Origin of the sequence: Paraplanobispora takensis, from assembly GCF_016863195.1 — a bacterium.
GTDB classification, from domain to species: Bacteria; Actinomycetota; Actinomycetes; order Streptosporangiales; family Streptosporangiaceae; genus Planobispora; species Planobispora takensis.
The window spans coordinates 1-20,900 of record NZ_BOOK01000034.1 but is presented as its reverse complement, the minus strand read 5'-3'; the positions used below and the strand labels follow the sequence as shown (position 1 = coordinate 20,900).

Genomic DNA, 20,900 nt, shown 5'->3' with positions numbered 1-20,900 from the left:
AGGGGGATGTCGTGCAGGAATCCGGAAAGCGGCGTGGAATCGTACGCCTGGTCGCGGCCGTGCTCGGCGGGGCCCTGGCCGCCGGGATCGTCGTCGGCGTCGTGGCCCGGCTGCTGATGCGCGCCATCCTGCTCGCCGTCGACATGCCGACCTCCTTCACGGCCGGGGGCACGGCGGGGGTCCTCGTCGCCTTCGCCGTGCTCGCCGTACCGGCCGCCGCGACCGCGACCGCGCGGCCCGCGATCAGGCATGCGGGCCGGTGGGTGACGGCGGTCGTGACCGGATGGGGGGCCGCGCGCAACGGGTTCGCCGACGCCAAGGTGCTGCTGCTGGCCGACGAGAGCCAGATGCCGCTCATCGCGCTGCTGACCGTGGCCTTCGCGGCGGCGGTGGTGGCCCACGGCCGGCTCGCGCAGTACGTCACGCGGTACGCGGCGGGACAGCGGGCAACCGTAAACTGACGTCCGTGATCGAGGACATCTGGGTCGACCCCGCCGTCAGCGCGCTCAGGCCGGACTTCGCGGTGCTGGCCATGGGGGTCTACGGCCTGCGCAACGGCCCGACCGACGACAGGTCCCGGGCCTGGCTGGCCGCCGCGGCGCAGGACGCCGTGGCGGGCGACCATCCGAAGGTCGAGGCGTGGCGGGAGGCCTACCGGGCGTTCGGGACCAAGCCCCAGCGGACCAGGCCCTCGGTGGACGCGCTGGTGCGGCGGATGCCGCTGCCCGAGATCAACCTGGTGGTCGACGCCTACAACGCCGTCAGCGTCCGGCACGGGCTGCCGATCGGCGGCGAGGACCTGGCGCACTACGAGGGCACGGCCCGGCTGGTCCGCGCGGGCGGGGACGAGACGTTCGAGGTGATCGACAAGGGCGAGCCCGCGATCGACCACCCGGAGGCCGGCGAGGTGGTCTGGCGCGACGACCGGGGCGTCACCTGCCGCCGGTGGAACTGGCGGCAGTGCGTGCGGACCCGGATCACCGAGGAGACCGTGGACGCGCTGTTCCTGCTGGAGCGGCTGGAGCCCATGTCCATGGAGGAGCTGAAGGCGGCCGGCGAGGAGCTGACCGCCCTGCTGGAGCAGGTCACCCCCGGCATCCGGGTGGAGTCCAGGGTCGTCTCCGCCTCCTGAGCGGGCCCCGATCGGGGCGGATGACCGCCCCGGACAGTGTGCGATCGGTCACATCTCCTCCCCGTGACCACGCCCTCACCCCCGGACAGACCCCCGGGGGAGACCGTTTTGAGGGGTTCTGGGAGGATCGGGCGGGGAGCTGCGGCCAGACGGGCGCAGCTCCGGGTCCAGGAGAGTAGCCTTGGACAGGTTCTCTATCATCAACGCCGATCTGCGGAAGAGGGCGATTTCCGCCGTGTCGTCTGAGTCGTCGCGGACAAACCCGCTGGCAGCCTTTGGTCAAAACGAATGGCTTGTCGACGAGCTGTACCAGAAGTATCTCCAGGATCCCGAGTCCGTGGACCGCGCCTGGTGGAACTTCTTCGCTGACTACACCCCTGATTCCGGGTCCGGCAGAGCCGCGGCCCAGGGGGCGGCCACCGCCGCGCCCCCGACACCCGCCACGGCCCCGGCAACCCCGGACGCCGCGACGACCACCACCCCCGCGCCGAAGGCCGAGCAGGCTCAGGCTGACAAGCCCAAGCAGGAGATCCAGTTGCCCGCCGGTGCCGAGGAAGTCCGACTCCGGGGGGCGGCCGCCAGAACGGCCGCCAACATGGAGTCCAGCCTCGTGGTGCCGACGGCGACCAGCGTGCGCGCCGTCCCGGCGAAGCTCCTCATCGACAACCGCATCGTGATCAACAACCACCTGTCGCGCGGGCGCGGCGGGAAGGTGTCGTTCACGCACATCATCGGTTACGCGGTCGTCAAGGCCCTCAAGGCCCTGCCGGAGATGAACCACTCCTACGCCGAGATCGACGGCAAGCCGGTGCTGGTCAAGCCCGAGCACGTCAACCTGGGCCTGGCCATCGACATCCAGAAGGGCGAGACCCGCCAGCTCCTGGTGCCCTCGATCAAGGCCACCGAGGAGATGGACTTCCGCCAGTTCTGGATCGCGTACGAGGAGGTCGTGCGCAAGGCCAGGGCGGGCAAGCTCGGCGTCGACGACTTCTCCGGCACCACGATCTCCCTGACCAACCCGGGCACGATCGGCACCGTCCACTCGGTGCCGCGCCTGATGCAGGGCCAGGGCACGATCATCGGCGTCGGCGCGATGGAGTACCCCGCCGAGTACCAGGGCGCCTCCCCCGACACGCTCGCCCGCCTCGCGGTCAGCAAGGTCATGACGCTCACCAGCACCTACGACCACCGGATCATCCAGGGCGCCCAGTCGGGCGACTTCCTGCGCCAGATCCACCGGCTGCTGCTGGGCGAGGACGGCTTCTACGACGAGATCTTCGAAGCGCTCCGGATCCCGTACGAGCCGATCCGCTGGGTCCAGGACATCTCGACCACGCACGACGACGACGTGGCCAAGTCCGCCCGGGTGCTCGAACTGATCCACGCCTTCCGGGTCCGCGGTCACCTGATGGCCGACACCGACCCGCTGGAGTACAAGCAGCGCAAGCACCCCGACCTCGACATCAAGTCGCACGGGCTGACCCTGTGGGACCTGGAGCGCGAGTTCGCCACCGGCGGCTTCGGCGGGCGCCCGCTGATGAAGCTGCGCGAGATCCTCGGCGTGCTGCGCGACTCCTACTGCCGCACCATCGGCGTGGAGTACATGCACATCCAGAACCCCGAGGAGCGGGCCTGGATCCAGGCGCGGGTGGAGCGCCCGCACGCCAAGCCCGACCGCGAGGAGCAGCTGCGCGTCCTGGAGCGGCTCAACACCGCCGAGGCGTTCGAGACGTTCCTGCAGACCAAGTTCGTCGGTCAGAAGCGCTTCTCGCTGGAGGGCGGCGAGTCGCTGATCCCGCTGGTCGACTCGGTGCTGTGCGCCGCGGCCGAGGAGGATCTCGACGAGGCCGTCATCGGCATGGCCCACCGCGGCCGCCTCAACGTGCTGGCCAACATCGTGGGCAAGTCCTACGGCCAGATCTTCGGCGAGTTCGAGGGCAACATCGACCCGCGCACGGCGCACGGCTCCGGCGACGTGAAGTACCACCTGGGCGCCACCGGCGACTTCGTCTCGCCCAGCGGGTCCAAGCTCAAGGCGTCGGTCGTGGCCAACCCGTCCCACCTGGAGACGGTCGACCCGGTCCTGGAGGGCGTCGTCCGCGCCAAGCAGGACCTGCTGGAGCGCGGCGAGGAGGGCTTCTCGGTCCTGCCCGTGCTCATCCACGGCGACGCGGCCTTCGCCGGCCAGGGCGTGGTGGCCGAGACGCTGAACCTGTCGCAGCTGCGCGGCTACCGCACCGGCGGCACCGTGCACATCGTGGTCAACAACCAGGTCGGCTTCACCACCTCGCCGGCCTCCTCGCGCAGCTCCGTCTACGCCACCGACGTGGCCCGGATGATCCAGGCCCCGATCTTCCACGTCAACGGGGACGACCCCGAGGCCGTGGTCCGGGTCGGCCGCCTGGCCTTCGAGTACCGCCAGGCGTTCCGCAAGGACGTCGTGATCGACCTCATCTGCTACCGCCGCCGCGGTCACAACGAGGCCGACAACCCGAGCTTCACCCAGCCGCTGATGTACGACCTGATCGACGCCAAGCGGTCCACCCGCAAGCTCTACACCGAGGCGCTGATCGGCCGGGGCGACATCACGGTCGAGGAGGCCGAGAGCGCGCTGCGCGACTACCAGGCCAAGCTGGAGAACGCCTTCTCCGAGACCCGCGGGGCGACCAGGGAGCCGACCGGCGAGTTCCAGCGCCCGTCCGACCCCGAGGTCGTGCCCTGGTCCCACGAGGACACCCCGACGGGCATCTCCGAGGAGACCATCAAGCAGATCGTGGAGACCCAGCTCAACCTGCCGGAGGGCTTCACCGTCCACCCGCGTCTGCTCCCGGTCATCCAGCGCCGCGGCCAGATGGTCACCGAGGACCGCATCGACTGGGGCATGGGCGAGACCCTGGCCTTCGGCTCGCTGCTGATCGACGGCCACCCGGTCCGCCTGGTCGGCCAGGACTCCCGGCGCGGCACCTTCGTCCAGCGGCACGCGGTGCTGGTCGACCGGGTCACCGGCGCCGAGCACACCCCGCTCAAGACCTTCAACCAGGGCACCACGAAGTTCTACGTCTACGACTCGCTGCTCAGCGAGTACGCCGCGCTCGGCTTCGAGTACGGCTACAGCGTGGAGCGCCCCGACGCCCTGGTCTGCTGGGAGGCGCAGTTCGGCGACTTCGTCAACGGCGCCCAGTCCGTCATCGACGAGTACATCACCGCGGGCGAGCAGAAGTGGGGCCAGCGCTCCGGCGTCACCCTGCTGCTGCCGCACGGCTACGAGGGCCAGGGCCCGGACCACTCCTCGGCCCGCATCGAGCGCTTCCTGCAGATGTGCGCCCAGGACAACATGACCGTGGCCCAGCCGACCCTGCCGGCGAACTACTTCCACCTGCTGCGCTGGCAGACCAAGTCCAACCGGCACCGTCCGCTGGTGGTCTTCACGCCCAAGTCGCTGCTGCGGCACAAGGCGGCGGTCTCGGCGGTCAGCGAGTTCACCTCGGGCTCGTTCAAGCCGGTCATCGGTGACACCACGGTGAACCCGGCGGAGGTCCGCAAGGTCGTCCTGTGCTCCGGCAAGATCTACTACGATCTCGCCGCGGCCCGTGACGCCCGGGGCCGCACCGACGTGGCGGTCGTCCGCCTGGAGCGGATCTACCCGTTCCCGGCCAACCCCCTGGCGGCCGAGCTGTCCCGCTACGGCGACGGCATCGAGCTGATCTGGGCGCAGGACGAGCCGGCCAACATGGGCCCGTGGCCGTTCCTGACGCTCAGGCTGGCCGAGAAGCCCGACAGCTTCGGCGGCCGTCCGATCAGGCGGGTCTCCCGCGGGGCCAACTCCTCGCCCGCGACCGGCTCGCACTCCGCGCACGAGGTCGAGCTGCAGAAGATCCTCGACGAGGCCTTCGGCTGATCCCGTACCACCCCGGAAGTCCCCCGCAGGAACATCTGCGGGGGACTTCCTCGTCATAAGGCATGAGGAACAAGGAGAACGATGTACTTCACCGATCGGGGCATCGAGGAGCTCGTCACCCGCAGGGGCGAGGAGGAGGTCACCATCGCGTGGCTGGCCGAGCGGCTGCGCGAGTTCGTCGACCTGAACCCCGACTTCGAGACCCCGGTGGAGCGCCTGGCCACCTGGCTGGCGCGTCTCGACGACGAGGACGAGTGATCCTCCGCACCTAGAACGCGATATATCTTGACCTTCCCTTCAACGCGATATATCGTGTCTTCAGAGGAGGTCATGACATGCGTCAATGGACCATCGACAAACCCGAGCAGCTTGTCTTCGACGGGGTGAGCAGGCTGAACGTCCGGGTGGTGGCGGGCAGGCTGGCGGTGCTGGCCAGTGACGGCCCGGCCACCCTGGAGGTGACCGACATCAGCGACCCGCCGCTCATGGTGACCCACGAGGACGACGGCACGCTCACCGTCGCCTACAAGGACCTGACCTGGGACGGCCTGCTCGGCTGGCTGCGCGCCGGGCGGCGCCGTACCACGCTCACGCTGACCGTCCCGAAGGACTGCCCGGTCAACGCCGGGGTGGTCTCCGCCTCGGCCGTCGTCGCCGGGTTCGAGAGCCGCACCTCGGTCAAGAGCGTCTCCGGGGAGGTCGTGCTCGACGGGGTCAGCGGCGAGATCCAGGCCGACACCGTCTCCGGCGACGTCGAGAGCCGCGGCCTGGTCGGCGACCTGTCCTTCAAGAGCGTCTCGGGCGAGCTGACCGTGGCCAAGGGCACGCCCCGCCGGCTGAAGGCCTCCACCGTCTCCGGCCGGATCACCGCCGACCTGGAGCTGCCGCCGACCGGTCACGTCACGCTGAACAGCGTCTCGGGCGAGATCGTGGTACGGCTCCCGCACACGGTGGAGAGCGACGTGACCATCCGCTCCACCTCGGGGAGGGTCGGCTCGGCCTTCCCCGAACTGTCCATCGGCAGCCAGCCGGGGATGAAGACGATCTCCGGCCGGATCGGCGGCGGCATGGCCTCACTGTCGGCCACCACCCTCTCGGCCGACGTCACGCTCCTGAGAGGAGAGCCGGCATGAGCCCGGTTTTCGGCCACGGACGACTCCGCCTGTACCTGTTGAAGCTGCTGGAGGAGAACCCCCGCCACGGCTACGAGGTCATCCGGCTGCTGCAGGACCGCTTCCTGGGCGTCTACTCGCCCTCGCCCGGCACGATCTACCCGCGCCTGGCCCGGCTGGAGGAGGAGGGCCTGGTCACCCACGAGGTCGTCGACGGCAAGAAGGTCTTCACCCTCACCGACCGGGGCCGCGCGGAGCTGAACGCGCGGATGGACGAACTGGCCGAGCTGGAGCAGGAGATCTCCGACTCCGTCCGCGACATCGCCCGCGAGGTCAAGGAGGACGTGCGCGACACGGTCAAGTCGCTGCGCGAGGAGCTCACCCAGATGGCCAGGGAGGTGCGCCAGGGCGCCAGGCACGACGAGCGCGAGGCCAAGGAGTCCTTCCGGCGGGCCAAGCAGGAGCAGCGCGAGGCCTGGCGCGAGCACAAGGCCGAGTGGAAGCGGCACCAGGCGGATTGGAAGCAGGAGACCGGCCGCTGGAAGCAGGAGTGGAAACGCATCTGGGCCGAGGGCTTCACCGGTGACTGGTCTCCCGAGGGCGACGCGCGGCTCGGGCAGATGCTGGCCGAGTTCGTCGAGGAGGTGCGCACGGACGCGGCCGGCGGACAGGTGACCGAGGAGACCCTCGCCACCGCCCAGGACGCGCTCTACGACGCCGCCCGCCGGATCAGGGAAGCCCTGCGATGATCGCCCTGTACGGCCAGCGCCCGCCCCTCCTCCGCTCGGGACCCCTGTCCCGCACGCCCGGGCCGGCCGTACCCCCCGCCCGCAGACCGGAGCCGGCCGCGCCGGTGGTCCCCGTGCCCGAGCCGGCCATGCCCGTGGCCCTCGCGCCCCAGCCGGACGCGCCCGGGGATCCGGATCCGCGGGAGTCCGACCCGCCGGAGCCGGATCCCCTGGGACGAAGCACCGTCACAGCGTGAACCGATGGCGTCCCGTCACAGGGTGAAAACGATCTTTCCGAAGACGTCGCCCCCGTGCATGGCCGCGAACCCCTCGCGGGCCCCGGCCAGCGGGAGGGTCCGGTCGATCATCGGGCGCAGGCCGGTCTGCTCCAGGAAGCGGGCGAGCCTGCCCAGCTGGTCCCGGGTCCCCATGGTGGAGCCGACCACGGACAGCTGCAGGAAGAAGACGCGGTTGAGATCGGCGGGGGGGACCGCCCCGCTGGTCGCGCCGGAGACCACGATCCGGCCGCCGGGCCGCAGCGACTTCAGCGAGTGGTCCCAGGTCGCCTGGCCGACCGTCTCCATCACCGCGTCCACCCGCTCGGGCAGCCGCGCGCCGGGCTCGAAGACCTGGTCGGCGCCGAGCTGCAGCGCCCGGGCCCGCTTGTCCTCCGACCGGCTGGTGGCCCAGACCCGGTAGCCGCCGGCCCGGCCCAGCGCGATCAGCGCGGTGGCCACCCCGCCGCCGGCCCCCTGCACCAGCACGGTCGAGCCGGGCTCCAGCCCGGACTTCTCGAACAGCATGCGGTAGGCCGTCAGCCAGGCGGTGGGCAGGCAGGCCGCCTCCTCGAAGCTCAGCGCGGCCGGCTTGGGCACGAGATTGCGCCGGGGCACGACCACCCGCTCGGCGAAGGTGCCGTCGTGCGTCTCCGACAGCAGGGACCGCTTCGGGTCGAGCGTCTCGTCGGCCCCGGTGCCGATCACCGAGTGCACGATGACCTCGTTGCCGTCCTCGTCGAGCCCGGCGGCGTCGCAGCCGAGCACGATCGGGAGCCGGTCCTGGCGGATGCCGACGCCCTTGAGGGTCCACAGGTCGTGGTGGTTGAGCGCGGCGGCCCTGACCGTGACGGTGGTCCAGCCGTCCGGCACCTTGGGCTCGGGGTGCTCCCCGAGGGTCAGCCCGGCCAGAGGGTTGTCGGGATCGGTCTGCGTTGCGGTTACGGCGAACATGGCCGCACCCTACGCCTGCCCCGCCCGCCCGCCGCTACCGCCCCGGCGGGGCGGCCGTGAGCGCGTCACGGGCAGCGGGTCCAGCGGGCGGCCACTTCGCCGGGGCGGTCACTTCGCCGGGGCGGTCACTTCGCCGGGGTGACCCGCAGGCCGGCCATGATCTGCTCCACGCTTCCCCGGGAGCCGGAGGCCGCGACGTAGAACCCGTTCTGGCACATCTCCGCGGAGAACCGGCGGCGTTGCTCGATCATGGGCAGCTCGATCGACGTGATGTCGCAGCCGGGGATCGGGGCGAGCACGATCAGCGTCTCCCGGGCGCCGCCGAACCACAGCTGCGGCCCGACCAGCTCCTTGCCGAAGATCTGGCCCGGCGCGGCCAGCCGTACCGGGAGCCGGGGGGCGAGCACCAGATAGCCGTCCTTGGTGACCTTGCCCTTCAGGTTCTCGGCCCAGAGCATGCGCTGCTCGAAGGTCATGCCCTCCCGGCCGTCCTGGAGCGCCAGCGACCAGGGCGCGAAGTCGAACACCATGACCTGCCCGTCGTCCGGGTTCCTGGCGGGCCAGAGGGTCACCTTCTCCCCCATCTCCCGGATCATCGGGCGCCTCCCGGACAGCTCGGCCGCCCCGCCGCCGGGCGTGGTCAGCCAGCGGAACAGGCCGAAGTAGCCCTCCAGCCAGCCTCCCTGCGCCGGTCGCACGCCCAGCTGGGCGATGCGCAGCTCGGCGGGATAGCGGAGCTCGGCCTTGCCGCCGTCGGGGAAGACCGCGCGCACGGTCTCCCAGCCGTCGCGGCGCCGTACGGGGGGATGCAGGACGTTGGGCACCTGCTCACCCATCGACGCCGACGGCACGGGCACCGAGGTCGGGAACGGCGTGGTCGCCGCGGGCTGCCTGCTGGTCAGCATGCTGACCACAGGGACGGCCACGAGCGCGGCCAGCACCACGGCCCCGATCCAGCGCCGGGGCCCCTTCGGCTCCTCCGCCTCGATGATGTCGTACCGACCGCTGACCACGTCCCCGGCCGCCTCACACGAGAGTTGGGCTTTGGCCCATCTTCGGGTCTTCCCCGCCGGAGTATCCATGCCCCACCGGTCACGAATTCGGATCGGTCGGCCACGGAACCGCGACATTCGCGTACGGCGGGCCGGGCGGTGCGGCGAATCGGGCGGCGCGTGGGGACGGGCGGGAACGGACGGGAACACCGGGATTGCACGGATCTTCAAGAATCGCCCTCCAAGGATCACCGCCCTCGCGGCCATCCGGCGGGAACGCCGGGCAACGCTCTCGCCCAGAGTTTCCCGGGATGCCGGAGAAACCATTGGTGGTAATTGTTACCGGTGATGCCCCAGGTGCCTCACAGCACGCCGTACAACCCGGGTGAGCTGCGAGGATACTTATTCGTTAAATAATAACCAGCGGTTATTTCAATAACGGGACGGCATCAAAGGGAACCGTCCCAGACTTTTTCACGTCGTTTCCTGGCCGAATACATGATCCATTCAGTAGCGTTCCGATCGTTTTCCTGGCGACGGGAAGTCCCGCCCGGCGCCGAGAACGAAAGGAGCTCCATTGAATTCCCGAGCACGGCGCCTCACGATCCCCCTCACCGGCCTCCTCATGGTCGCCGGAGCGATCGGCGCCACCGGCGGCGGCGCGAGCGCCGCCACACCCCCCGACGTGGTCACCTCGACCGCCTCGGAGACGCCCGCCGAGGCCACCTCCTTCTGGTCGCCGGAGCGGATGCGCAAGGCCACCGACGCCACCGGCGACGTCGACCTGAGCGTCAAGGGCGGCAAGGCCTCCCCGGCCGCGGGCCCCGACGGCAAGCCGGGATCGGTCCCGCCGATCGGCCAGGAAGGCGGCAAGTCGTCCAAGAGCAAGCAGGTCAACCTGCCCAACACGGTCGGCAGGGTCTTCTTCACCCTGCCCAAGTCCAACCCGATGGACCCGAAGAGCTGGAAGTACTGCTCCGGCAGCTCCGTGCAGGGCAAGTACCGCAACGTCGTGGCCACCTCGGCCCACTGCGTCTACGACGTCAAGACCAACCAGTTCTACGACAACTGGGTCTTCATCCCCTCCTACTGGGACGGCGACCAGGTCTGGAACGGCAAGAACCCCTACGGCATCTACGCGGCCAAGTGGTTCAACGCCCACGACGACTTCGTCGTGAAGGAGGACTACGACTTCGACTACGCGTTCGTCAACGTCCACTCCGGCTTCAAGGTGACCTGGGAGAAGGACAGCAGCGGCAAGTGGAAGCCGGTCTTCAAGAACGTCGGCCGGCTCGGTGACAACGTCGGCGGGCAGGGCTTCGCCTGGAACCAGAAGCTGAAGCAGAAGGTCTTCTCCTTCGGCTACCCGGCCGGCCCCCACCCCGACGGCGACAAGCCGTACACCGGCCGCACGATGAAGTGGTGCTACGGCACGACCGGCGCCATGCCGGCCGCCCCGCGCTACAACATCCAGGAACACGTCGGCTTCAAGTGCGCCTTCACCGCGGGCGCCAGCGGCGGCCCCTGGCTGCTGAAGTACAAGAACTCCTCGCGTACCGGCTATCTCAACGGCGTCAACAGCGTCGCCTGGGACACCGACAAGAACGACCGCTACGACAGGATCTCATCGCCGTACTTCAACAGCGACACCTACAAGGTGTACAAGGTCGCAGCCAACCGCTGGACCAAGTAGGAACATGCACAAGCAGTAGGGAATCGCCGGCTGTCAGGCCATTCGGTCGGCGCCCCGGCCAGGGGGCCCGGTCCACCGAGGACCGGGCCCCCGCCCATGCCGTACGGCTTCCCGCGTTCGATGAGCTCCTCGCTCCGCTCAGGATGGATGTACGTACAGCCGAGATCACGGAAAACGCCGATTCGGCCCAGCGGAGCACCTGAGGGCCGGCGAAGAATCCTCAAGCGACTCCTGAACGAAGATGCGCAGCGGCCGCATCAAGAGATCCATGTCACCGAAGTAAAGGATTTGCTCCACTCTATCGAGTGGAAGAGTGGGAGATCCGCGTCACCGACGAGTTTCGGCAATGGATCTACGACTTGGAAGAGCGTTCCAGGGTGCAGGTCATTGACGCTATCGACCGACCAGCTGAGATCGGCCCCGCGCTGGGGCGTCCGCTCGTCGACAAGGTCGAAGGATCAGAGATCCATAACCTCAAGGAGCTACGCCCCGGCTCGGCTGGCCGTTCCGAACTCCGAATCTTGTTCGTATTCGATCCCTGGCGTTCAGCCATCCTGCTGGTCGGCGACAAATCCGGTGATTGGTCAGGGTGGTACCGCCAGGCCATACCTCATGCCGAGGAGCTATACAGGACATACCTGAAAGAACGAGAGGCCGAGGAGACGAGCTGATGACAGACTTCCCGAAGTGGTCGGATATTCGTGCTGATCTTGTTGAGCGTTCGGGTGGCGAGGAGGCCGTTGCCGCCGCCAAGCAGCGCAACCAGGCCTACATCGACGGCTACCGGCTGGCCGAACGTCGCAAGGAACGCGGTCTCACTCAGACTGAACTGGCCGAGCGTATGGGCGTCACCAAGAGCCGCGTATCGCAGATCGAACGTGGCGAGGTGTCCACCATCGATGCCATCGCTCGTTATGTACAGGCGCTGGGCGGACACATCCAGCTGGCCGCCGTGTTCGGCGACGACTCGTACATTCTGCGCGGCGCCGACACGCACGCCGCGTAAGTACGGCTTCGCGATCAGTACAGGCTGCGACATCGCGACCGGCGCATCCTGCTCGTGGCCGGTGACATGCCTGCGGACCGCCATCGGAACCCTGCCGAAAGGCACGTCTCCGGGTCGCGTGCGGTTTTCGTCGGCCCCGCATGCCAAGCTTCCTGCGATCCGTACCCGCTGAGAGCAGGATTCCCATGAGCGACTACGACTGGCTTGATGACATGGCGTTCTGCGCCACGTTCGTGCGCGACCTCACTCCGCAGGAGGCGCTGGCCCGGCTGGGCGTGGAGGTGTTCGACGGCGACGACGAGGAGGGCGAGCTCGAGGATGGCCTCATCTGCGCCCGCCCGGCCGAGGGAGGCACCATCCTGAGTGAGGACAACGGCTTCGCCGGGACGCTGGCCGAGGTGCTGCGCCCTCTGTCCGCCGGGACGGTCACCGCGAGTGTCTTCGTCAACGTGAACAGGGTGTCGTCCTTCGTCCACTACGCCGACGGCCGCGAGGTCCTGTCCTTCGACCCGCTGCTCCCCGACGACGAGGACGACCTCCCGCAGGACTACCTGGCCGACCGCAAGGAGCTCGGCCTGGTCGGCGAAGAGGCCGAGGGCGGGCTCGACGCCACGCTGAAGCTGGCCGAGCGCGTCACCGGCGTACGGCCGGACGCCTCCAGCGACGTCGTGGCCGCCCACGCCGTCTTCGAACACTACTGATCCGCCGCCGGTCGGACCGGGCCGGCGCGATCCGCATTCCGCGCGGTCGTCGGCCCTCTGGTCGCCCAGTGGCGTGGACGGGCAGGGGCGGGCAACAGACGCCCAGCCAAGAAGCGTACTCCACGGGTGGGTGGAGGCGGCTCGCCCGGCGCAGCCGCCTCTCGCAGGTTCTCCTAGAAAGCGAAGACGTTGCCCGTCTCGGAGTACATCGAGCAGAGGTTCCCGAACGTCTCCTCATACCGGAACGCCTGGCCGTCCCAGGTGCCGACCGCCAGCACGGTCACCGGGTCGTACTCCATCGTGCACGACATCACGGAGGCCGGGTCCAGCGCGGAGGGGTCGCCGCCGACCCGCTCCAGCTCGCCGCAGGCCGAGGCCGCCCGCGGGTGGGTGCCGCCGTCCGGGTGGCAGCGCAGGACGGCCTGCTTCATCGAGGACATGGACGTCATCGGGGACAGGCGCGTCGCGCCCTCGGCGACGGCGAGGGTGAAGGCCCGCATCTGAGCCTCCGGCCGGCTCGTCCCCATCGCGGAGGCCCAGGAACCCGGGCGGTCCGCGCGGGCGGTCGCATCCGACAGGAGCGCGGCCGAGGCCGTACCCGACAGGAGTGCCGTACCGGCGAGCAGAACGGGCCCGGCAGTGAGCAGGGCGAAAAGACGTCGCATGGAGCCCCCCAGCTTTCGCATGACGTCGACCGTTCCAATGCTCCACCGGCCGGGGCTCGGGGGCAATCACCCGCTGCGGCGTTTCCCCAGGTCAGCACGGTAATCTCAAAACGCGATCAAGCTAAGGTAAATCAGACGTCGGCGGACCGACTCCGGTTCCACCAACTTGGTAACGGATTCGTAACGGTCTTCATGGATGTCTGATTTATGCCTCTTTAGGGGTTCTTTACCGGCTACGGTCTCCTCTTGTCTCTTTACGCATGCGTGAGTTGCGTCCCGAGTGACTCATGACAAAGAAGGAGCTCCATTGAACTCCCGAGCCAAGCGCCTCACCCTCCCCCTCGGTGGCGCCCTGGTGGCCTCTTCCATGATCGGCGTCTCCCTCGCCGGCACCGCCGAGGCCGCCCAGCAGAGCGCCCCGGACCGCAAGTCGGTCACCCTCGCCTCGTCCGGTAACGCGAAGGCCATCGCGGGCTACTGGACCCCCACGAAGCTGAAGTCGGCGAAGACCTACGTCACCGAGTCGACCGCCTCCGGCGAGTTCCGCTCCGGTGCCTCGCGCGCCTCCGCCGACGGCAAGCCCGGCGCCGTCGCCCCGACCGGCGAGGGCGGCAAGTCCGCCGGCAAGTCCCGCAACGTGAACCTGCCGATCACCGTCGGCAAGGTCTTCTTCCTCGACGACAAGGGCCAGGAGCGCTGGTGCTCCGGCAGCGCGGTCCAGTCGAACTACCGCAACCTGGTCGCCACCGCCGGTCACTGCGTCTACGACACCGACACGAACAAGCCCTACAGCAACTTCGTGTTCATCCCCGGCTACTACCAGGGCAAGGCTCCCTGGGGCGTCTACGTCGGCGCCAAGGTCAACATGCACTACGACTTCGACGTCTACGAGGACTACGACCGCGACTACGCCTTCGTCAACGTCTACAACGGCATCAAGCAGACGGGCGTCAAGGAGATCACCGGTCCGGAGTACGAGAAGGCCAAGGGCTTCAAGTACACCGAGGACGAGCCGATCACCCAGGACGAGTTCGAGAAGGGCTTCGCCAAGTACGGCCAGCTCGGCCCGTACTGGAAGAAGCTGTCCGACCCGACCGTGGAGACGGTCGGCAAGCCGGCCGACGCCGAGAAGTACATCGAGGACTACATCAAGGACGGCCGCAACGGCGTCAAGCTGACCGCCGTCGAGGTCACCTCCTACGACTACGCCAAGGCTCCCACCGGCCTGGACAACAACGCCAAGTTCGAGCGCTTCAGCGACGAAAAGGGCAAGGTCGGCATCAGCAAGGAGCAGTACGACGCGCTGATCAAGGAGAAGGCCGCCGGGAAGTTCCTCGGCAAGCTCGAGGCCGTCAAGGACGTCAACGGCACCGAGATCGCCTGGTACAAGACCCAGTACTTCATCAAGAAGTGGGTCAAGACCACGGTGAAGGAGCTGTACTTCCTCACCCACTACTACGTGATCCTCCTGGCCGACGCCGGCCGCCTCGGCGACAACGTCGGCGGCCAGGGCTTCGCGTGGAACCAGAAGACCGGCAAGAAGGTCTTCGCGTTCGGCTACCCCGCCTCCGCCCACCTGGACGGCGACAAGGTCTACAGCGGCCACACCATGAAGTGGTGCTACGGTGCCACCTCCAACGCCCCGGACGTTCCCGCCTACAAGGCGCAGGAGCACCAGGCGATCAAGTGCGCCTTCACCCCCGGCGCCAGCGGCGGCCCGTTCCTGCTGCAGTACAAGAACAGCAAGCGGACCGGCTACCTCAACGGCGTCGTGAGCCTCACGATCGACAGCGACGGCAACGACCGCTACGACCGGGTCACCACGCCGTACTTCGACGGTGAGACCTACGGCATCTACAAGTACGCCGCCAACCTCTGGACCGGGAAGTTCCCCGTCTCCTAGGAGCTCCCAGGAGGCTCACGGCCCGGCTCGGCCGGGCCGTGAGCCCTGAATGACGTCGAAGGACCCGAGATTCCTCTCGGGTCCTTCGACCTCTTGACGGGGTGCTTACGTATCTCCAGACATGATGGACCGGACGATGACGTCAGAGCAGTTCGTACGGCAAGCTGCCTAAAACTAAGTTGATCTGGAAAAATCACCCCTTGCAACTATCTATAGTCTTCCGATCCTGAGAGGAATCTCCCCCATGCCCCCCCGCGCACGGCGCCTCGCGGCCGCATTCGCCGCGATGATCGCTGCCTGCGCGACGGCGGTGTCCGGGTTCACGGGGAGCGCCGCTGCCAGCCCTTACTACGTGCCGGGCAGCGTCACCTCCATCCAGCTGACCCGCAACAGCGCGGACATGAAGAGGATCGCGGAGTACTGGAACCCGGCCCGGCTCCAGAAGGCCCAGGACAACACCCCGGCCACCCCCGAGGTCAAGCCGACCGAGGGCAACTCCTCCACCGCCTCCGCCACGCCTACGGGCGGGGGTACCGCCACCACGGCCTCCGGCGGCAAGAACACCACGACGACAACGACGACGGCCCCCGCGAAGACCGGTCTGCAGACCGTCCGGCCCTCGCTTCCCACCAAGCGCGCCCCGGGCACCGGCACCTTCCCCATCACCGTCGGGAAGGTGTTCTTCAGGATCGGCAACGCCGACTACTGGTGCTCCGCCTCGTCGGTGGCCTCGGCCGGCCGCAACCTGGTCGCCACGGCAGGCCACTGCGCCTACGACCCCAAGCAGGGCAAGGCGGCCGAGTACTGGATCTTCATCCCCGGCTACGACAAGGGCGCCACGCCGTACGGGATCTACGTCGGCCACTCGATCAACCTGCACGACCGCTTCCCCGGCTGGGGCGACTACGACTACGACTACGCCTTCGTCTCGGTGCACAACGGCTTCCACTGGAAGCCCGGCAAGACCGCCGGCACCTACGAGATGGAGAGCGTCGGCAGCCTGGAGGACAACGTCGGCGGGCAGGGCCTGACGACCAGGCGCGGCGTCGGCCTGCTCACCTTCGCCTTCGGCTATCCCGCCTCCGCCAACGTCGACGGCACCCGGCCCTACAACGGCCAGGAGCTCAAGCGCTGCGACGACCGCACGACCAAGCGCCCGGCGCCCACCCGCCTGGTGGAGTACGGCCTGGCGATCAGGTGCACCTTCACCGCCGGGGCGAGCGGCGGCCCGTGGCTGGTCGACTACGACTTCAAGAACGCGCTCGGCTATCTGAACGGCGTCAACAGCTTCACCTGGGACGTCAACACCGACAAGAAGTACGATCTGCTCTCCTCGCCGTACTTCGTCGCCTCGACCTACACGGTGTACCAGTGGGCGTCCACCCGTCGCGCTCCCTGATCTTCAGGTTTACCGCCGAACCTTAGGCAGACCTTAAAGGAACCTTAAATGGACCTTAAGTCAGCCTTAGACCGCGTTTGACCCCCCGCCCCTCTGCGTAGGTTCTTTCCTTGTTCTCCCCGCGATCTCCCGATTGATCGGGAAACATTGCTGTGCAAGGAGCACCTCGTGAAGCACTCCCTTCTTCCCCTCGGCGGCGCCGTACTCGCCACCGGTCTTCTGGCGGCGGGCCTGTCCGGCACCGCCCAGGCCGCCCCTGACTGGGCGACCGACCCGATGGCCAGGAACAACGCCGACGCGGTCTCCGTCGTCGACTTCTGGGCCTCCTCCAACTTCGCGGCGCTGAAGCGCGCCACGGCCTTCTATCCCGACATCACCGGGCCGAAGCTGAACTCCGGCGGCGGCTACAACCCCGACGGCCGCGCGGGCACGGTCTCCCCGACCGGCGCCGAGAAGCCCACGCCGCGCCTGGCCAAGAACGTCAACCTGCCCAAGACCATCGGCAAGGTGTTCTTCGTCGTCAACGGCGAGTACCGGTGGTGCTCGGCCACCTCGGTCCAGTCGAAGTACCGCAACCTGGTCGCCACGGCCGGTCACTGCGTCTACGACCCGGACAGCAACGGCCACGTCATGGACAAGTGGGTCTTCGTCCCCGGTTACTACCAGGGCAAGGCCCCGTGGGGCATCTACGTCGGCAAGCAGGCGTGGACGCACTACGACTTCGACGTCTACGAGGACTACGACAAGGACTACGCCTTCGTCACCGTCTTCAACGGCGTGCTGTTCAACGGCGTCAAGCAGGTCACCGCGTCGGAGTACAAGGGCTTCACCGGGCCCAAGTGGACCGGCGGCGGCCACTACTACATCGGCCTGTCCAAGGACGCCGGCCGTCTCGGCGACAACGTCGGCGGGCTGGGCTTCAGCTGGAACCAGCCGACCGGCAAGCCGGTCTACGTCTTCGGCTACCCGCAGGCCCCGCACCCCGACGGCGACAAGCCCTACACCGGCGTGACGCCCAAGTACCTGTACGGCAAGCCGTCCGGCAAGGTCTACGTCTCCTCTGCCCACAAGGTCGAGGAGCACGTCGGCCTCAAGGGCTCCTTCACGCCGGGCGCCGACGGCGGCCCGTGGGTGACGCAGTACAGCAGCGGCCGGCGCCTGGGCTACGTCAACGGCGTGACCAGCCTCTTCGGCGACCAGGACCAGAACAGCCGCTACGACCTGGTCACCTCGCCGTACTTCGACGGTGAGACGGCCGACATCTACAAGAAGGCGGCCAACGTCTGGTCCGGCCGCATCGTCGGCCCGAACGGGGAGCTCTACAAGTAGGCGCACCCCTCAGGCTCTTCACGTAGATCGCGGGACCCGGCTCAGGCCGGGTCCCGTTCGCGTTTTCCGGAGATTTTCCGGACCGGAACCCCTCCGGCGCCGGGAACCCCCGGAGCGGGAAGCGCCTGTTTTGCGCAGTTTCGGAACAACGTCCGGTTCGGTGCGGGCTCGTTAGACGTGACTCGGCCCGAATCGGTGCCATCGGTTCCATGTGATCTGCGTCACACCACTGAGGCCGATGTTCCGAGTGATGACACTTACGTCACATCGGTACCACTCGCACCGGGTCCATGTTGATCTGCGGAAACAAGTGGCGTTCACCACCAATGTCCGCGTCGCCGTAAACCTCGAAGTAAGTAACGGAAAGGTCACGGGGTCCCGGGCGATCGTCTGGACCTCCGAAGCGGCTTCCACTTCTCAAGATCCGGGCTGTATGTTCCTGGCTATCCCTTTACTGACGCATGGGACGCAAGATGCGTTCCACGACAGACCAAGGAGTTCCCTTGAAGCGCATCCTCCTCCCCGCCGGTGGCGCCATTCTGGCCACCGGTCTGCTGGCCGCTGGTCTGGCCGGTACCGCCCAGGCCGCTCCGGACTGGGCCACCGACCCCATGGCGAAGAACACCGCCGAGGCCGAGTCGGTCGCGCAGTTCTGGACCAAGTCCAACAACGAGGCCCTGAAGCAGGCCACCGCCTACTACTGGGACGAGAAGCAGCTGCCCAAGCTGGTCTCCGGTGGCGGCTACTCCCCCGACGGCAAGGCCGGCGCGGTCCTGCCCACCGGCGAGGCCAAGGTCACCACGCCCAAGGTGAAGAACATCAACCTGCCGAAGACCATCGGCAAGGTGTTCTTCGTCAACAACAAGGGCGACTACAAGTGGTGCTCGGCCACCTCCATCCACGCCAAGTACCGCAACCTGGTCGCCACGGCCGGCCACTGCGTCTACGACGTGGAGAACAACGGGCACACCCTTGACAAGTGGGTCTTCGTCCCCGGTTACTACCAGGGCAAGACCCCGTGGGGCATCTACGTCGGCAAGCAGGCGTGGACGCACTACGACTTCGACGTCTACGAGGACTACGACCGCGACTACGCGTTCGTCACCGTCTACAACGGTGTGCACTACAACGGCGACAAGACCGTCACCGCCGACGAGTACAAGAAGTTCGTGGGCCCGAAGTACATCGACATCAAGGAAGTCTCCGCCGAGGAGGGCAAGGCCGGTCACTCGAAGTACGGCGACGACGGCCCGTACTACTCGGAGACCACCGTTGCCAACAACGTCGAGACGGTGAACCCGCCGCAGCTCGAGTTCAACGGCAACGACATCGACAAGTACACGGACGAGGACGGCTACAAGGACGTCAAGCTCATCCGTTTCGAGGTCACCAAGTACGACTACGACAAGGCCGCGCCGCACTCGAAGAAGTGGAACAACGGCGAGCAGTACCCCGTTCTGCCCTTCGGTGGCAAGTGGGAGTCCATCAGCAAGGAGACCTACGAGAAGCTCAAGGCTGAGAAGGCTGCCGGCAAGTTCCTCGGTGAGCTGAAGACTGTCCAGGCCAACGGCGTGGACATCGAGTGGTACTCGGTCCAGTACTTCGTCAAGAAGTGGATCAAGTCCAGCACGGTTTCCACCACCAAGTGGTACCTGAAGACCTACCACATCGAGCTGTCCAAGGACGCCGGTCGTCTGGGTGACAACGTCGGTGGCCAGGGCTTCGCGTGGAACCAGAAGACCGGCCAGCCGGTCTACATCTTCGGTTACCCGGCGGCTGCCCACGGTGACGGCAACAAGCCCTTCACCGGTGTCACGCCGAAGTGGTGCTACGGCAAGCCCTCGGGCAAGGTGTACGTCTCCGCGGCCCAGAAGGTCGAGGAGCACGTGGGCCTGAAGTGCTCGATGACCCCGGGTGCCGACGGCTCCCCGTGGCTCATCAAGTACAACAACGCCAAGCGTCTCGGCCTGGTCAACGGTGTCACCAGCCTGTTCGGTGACCAGGACGCCAACGGCCGCTACGACCTGAGCACCTCGGCGTACTTCGACGGCGAGACCGCCGCCATCTACGCCAAGGCCGCCAACGTGTGGTCGGGCCGCATCGTCGGCGCCAACGGCGAGCTGTACAAGTAAGCCGTACGGATCTGACGATCCCGGGCTAGGGGGTCCAAACCTCTAGTTCGACCCAGCTCCAAGCGAAGGGGCCCGGTCTTCGGACCGGGTCCCTTTGTCATGCCCGGACCTTGCTCGAACTCCTCGACGTTCTCCCGCGCTTCGGCCTTTATGCTCCACCCGGGCACGGAGCGCCTTTGACGCACACCGCTCCGGATCGGTGCCCTCATCTCCACGTGATCCTCGTCACATCGGATCTCCTACCGACCGCGTCCACGCCGTCACCCCCTCTCCGGTCGGCCCGCCGTACGCCCGCCCTGATCTGCGGAAACTCGGATAACAGTGATGTTCTGCACCACACGTCACAGAAGTCACGGGAAGGTCTCATTGGATCTTATGGGGCATTTGTTCCGTAAGAGGCTATTGATCCTCAAGATCACCCCTGTATGTTTTAGCCATCCTTTGCTGATGAATGGGACGCAAGATGCGTTTCGCATCAGCGCAAGGCACGTCTTTGACACAGGAGTTACCTTGAAGCGCATCCTCCTCCCCGCCGGTGGTGCCGTTCTGGCCACCGGTCTGCTGGCCGCTGGTCTGGCCGGCACCGCCCAGGCCGCCCCGGACTGGGCCACCGACCCGATGGCGAAGAACACCGCCGAGGCTCAGTCGGTCGCGCAGTTCTGGAGCGCGTCCAACAACGACGCCCTGAAGAAGGCCACCGCCTACTACTGGGACCAGAAGGACGTTCCGGCTCTGAAGTCCGGCGGCGCCTACTCCCCCGACGGCAAGGCCGGCGCGGTCCTGCCCACCGGTGAGGGCAAGGCCACCACCTCCGTGGTGAAGAACATCAACCTGCCCAAGACCATCGGCAAGGTGTTCTTCGTCGACGCCAAGGGCGACTACAAGTGGTGCTCGGCCACCTCCATCCAGGCCAAGTACCGCAACCTGGTCGCCACCGCTGGCCACTGCGTCTACGACACCGCCAACAACGGCCACACCCTC

17 protein-coding genes and 1 pseudogene are annotated in these 20,900 nt (G+C 67.6%); 15 read left to right on the top strand and 3 right to left on the bottom strand.

Annotation, left to right across the window (positions count from 1 at the left end; genetic code table 11):
* The first annotated feature begins 11 nt into the window (after window positions 1–11).
* The 6 genes from Pta02_RS22950 to Pta02_RS22925 all read left to right on the top strand — a co-directional run bounded on the left by Pta02_RS22950 (window position 12) and on the right by Pta02_RS22925 (window position 6,891).
* Window positions 12–461, top strand: coding sequence for a hypothetical protein (locus Pta02_RS22950; RefSeq protein WP_203876972.1), 450 nt, complete (start codon window positions 12–14; stop codon window positions 459–461).
* A gap of 5 nt (window positions 462–466) precedes the next feature.
* Complete coding sequence (locus Pta02_RS22945; RefSeq protein ID WP_203876971.1) at window positions 467–1,132, top strand: B3/B4 domain-containing protein; 666 nt, start codon at window positions 467–469, stop codon at window positions 1,130–1,132.
* Between the two features lie 235 nt (window positions 1,133–1,367).
* Complete coding sequence (locus Pta02_RS22940; protein WP_203876970.1) at window positions 1,368–5,030, top strand: multifunctional oxoglutarate decarboxylase/oxoglutarate dehydrogenase thiamine pyrophosphate-binding subunit/dihydrolipoyllysine-residue succinyltransferase subunit; 3,663 nt, start codon at window positions 1,368–1,370, stop codon at window positions 5,028–5,030.
* Between the two features lie 81 nt (window positions 5,031–5,111).
* Entirely contained in the window at window positions 5,112–5,288 is a 177-nt protein-coding gene (locus Pta02_RS22935; protein WP_203876969.1) for a DUF6104 family protein, read from the top strand.
* A gap of 77 nt (window positions 5,289–5,365) precedes the next feature.
* Window positions 5,366–6,163, top strand: coding sequence for a DUF4097 family beta strand repeat-containing protein (locus tag Pta02_RS22930; protein WP_203876968.1), 798 nt, complete (start codon window positions 5,366–5,368; stop codon window positions 6,161–6,163).
* Window positions 6,160–6,891, top strand: a complete 732-nt coding sequence (locus Pta02_RS22925; protein WP_203876967.1) for a PadR family transcriptional regulator — start codon at window positions 6,160–6,162, stop codon at window positions 6,889–6,891. The genes Pta02_RS22930 and Pta02_RS22925 overlap by 4 nt, the downstream gene beginning before the upstream one ends.
* A gap of 251 nt (window positions 6,892–7,142) precedes the next feature.
* Here the strand turns inward: Pta02_RS22925 and Pta02_RS22920 are convergent, their stop codons facing one another.
* Together Pta02_RS22920 and Pta02_RS22915 are read right to left on the bottom strand one after the other, a co-directional pair.
* Window positions 7,143–8,099: a zinc-binding dehydrogenase gene (locus Pta02_RS22920; protein ID WP_203876966.1), complete on the bottom strand. Its 957-nt coding sequence runs from the start codon at window positions 8,097–8,099 to the stop codon at window positions 7,143–7,145.
* Window positions 8,100–8,224: 125 nt separating this feature from the next.
* Window positions 8,225–9,112, bottom strand: a complete 888-nt coding sequence (locus Pta02_RS22915) for a hypothetical protein (RefSeq protein ID WP_203876965.1) — start codon at window positions 9,110–9,112, stop codon at window positions 8,225–8,227.
* A 556-nt stretch (window positions 9,113–9,668) separates the two neighbouring features.
* On the opposite strand from Pta02_RS22915, the gene Pta02_RS22910 reads away from it, so the two are divergent.
* The 4 genes from Pta02_RS22910 (at window position 9,669) to Pta02_RS22895 (ending at window position 12,491) form a co-directional block, all read left to right on the top strand.
* Window positions 9,669–10,784, top strand: a complete 1,116-nt coding sequence (locus Pta02_RS22910; protein ID WP_203876964.1) for a trypsin-like serine peptidase — start codon at window positions 9,669–9,671, stop codon at window positions 10,782–10,784.
* A gap of 305 nt (window positions 10,785–11,089) precedes the next feature.
* Window positions 11,090–11,455 (top strand): type II toxin-antitoxin system RelE/ParE family toxin, encoded by a 366-nt coding sequence (locus Pta02_RS22905; RefSeq protein ID WP_203876963.1) that lies wholly within the window; start codon window positions 11,090–11,092, stop codon window positions 11,453–11,455.
* Entirely contained in the window at window positions 11,455–11,790 is a 336-nt protein-coding gene (locus Pta02_RS22900) for a helix-turn-helix domain-containing protein (RefSeq protein WP_203876962.1), read from the top strand. The genes Pta02_RS22905 and Pta02_RS22900 overlap by 1 nt, the downstream gene beginning before the upstream one ends.
* A gap of 185 nt (window positions 11,791–11,975) precedes the next feature.
* A complete protein-coding gene (locus Pta02_RS22895) occupies window positions 11,976–12,491 on the top strand; it encodes a DUF6461 domain-containing protein (protein WP_203876961.1) in 516 nt (171 codons plus the stop codon).
* A 173-nt stretch (window positions 12,492–12,664) separates the two neighbouring features.
* Here Pta02_RS22895 and Pta02_RS22890 read toward each other — a convergent pair whose 3' ends face one another.
* On the bottom strand, window positions 12,665–13,177 hold the full coding sequence (locus tag Pta02_RS22890) for an SSI family serine proteinase inhibitor (RefSeq protein WP_203876960.1): 513 nt from the start codon (window positions 13,175–13,177) through the stop codon (window positions 12,665–12,667).
* Window positions 13,178–13,463: 286 nt separating this feature from the next.
* Here Pta02_RS22890 and Pta02_RS22885 point away from each other — a divergent pair, with 286 nt between their 5' ends.
* The 5 genes and pseudogenes from Pta02_RS22885 to Pta02_RS22865 form a co-directional block, all read left to right on the top strand.
* Window positions 13,464–15,059: a trypsin-like serine peptidase gene (locus tag Pta02_RS22885; RefSeq protein WP_203876959.1), complete on the top strand. Its 1,596-nt coding sequence runs from the start codon at window positions 13,464–13,466 to the stop codon at window positions 15,057–15,059.
* A 244-nt stretch (window positions 15,060–15,303) separates the two neighbouring features.
* A complete protein-coding gene (locus Pta02_RS22880) occupies window positions 15,304–16,458 on the top strand; it encodes a trypsin-like serine peptidase (protein WP_203876958.1) in 1,155 nt (384 codons plus the stop codon).
* A gap of 168 nt (window positions 16,459–16,626) precedes the next feature.
* The gene (locus tag Pta02_RS22875; RefSeq protein ID WP_203876957.1) at window positions 16,627–17,787 is read left to right on the top strand and encodes a trypsin-like serine peptidase; all 1,161 of its coding nucleotides are present in this window, start codon (window positions 16,627–16,629) and stop codon (window positions 17,785–17,787) included.
* Between the two features lie 503 nt (window positions 17,788–18,290).
* A complete protein-coding gene (locus tag Pta02_RS22870) occupies window positions 18,291–19,919 on the top strand; it encodes a trypsin-like serine peptidase (RefSeq protein ID WP_203876956.1) in 1,629 nt (542 codons plus the stop codon).
* Window positions 19,920–20,429: 510 nt separating this feature from the next.
* Window positions 20,430–20,900, top strand: a pseudogene (locus tag Pta02_RS22865) (trypsin-like serine peptidase); the annotation flags it as partial.

What these genes read in the sequence shown, in the direction of transcription:
- Pta02_RS22935 (WP_203876969.1), top strand. Translation starts at nt 5,112, where the DNA reads ATGTACTTCACCGATCGGGGCATCGAGGAGCTCGTCACCCGCAGGGGC.
- Pta02_RS22895 (WP_203876961.1), top strand. Translation starts at nt 11,976, where the DNA reads ATGAGCGACTACGACTGGCTTGATGACATGGCGTTCTGCGCCACGTTC.
- Pta02_RS22880 (WP_203876958.1), top strand. Translation starts at nt 15,304, where the DNA reads ATGCCCCCCCGCGCACGGCGCCTCGCGGCCGCATTCGCCGCGATGATC.
- Pta02_RS22920 (WP_203876966.1), bottom strand. Translation starts at nt 8,099, where the DNA reads ATGTTCGCCGTAACCGCAACGCAGACCGATCCCGACAACCCTCTGGCC.
- Pta02_RS22900 (WP_203876962.1), top strand. Translation starts at nt 11,455, where the DNA reads ATGACAGACTTCCCGAAGTGGTCGGATATTCGTGCTGATCTTGTTGAG.
- Pta02_RS22890 (WP_203876960.1), bottom strand. Translation starts at nt 13,177, where the DNA reads ATGCGAAAGCTGGGGGGCTCCATGCGACGTCTTTTCGCCCTGCTCACT.
- Pta02_RS22930 (WP_203876968.1), top strand. Translation starts at nt 5,366, where the DNA reads ATGCGTCAATGGACCATCGACAAACCCGAGCAGCTTGTCTTCGACGGG.
- Pta02_RS22925 (WP_203876967.1), top strand. Translation starts at nt 6,160, where the DNA reads ATGAGCCCGGTTTTCGGCCACGGACGACTCCGCCTGTACCTGTTGAAG.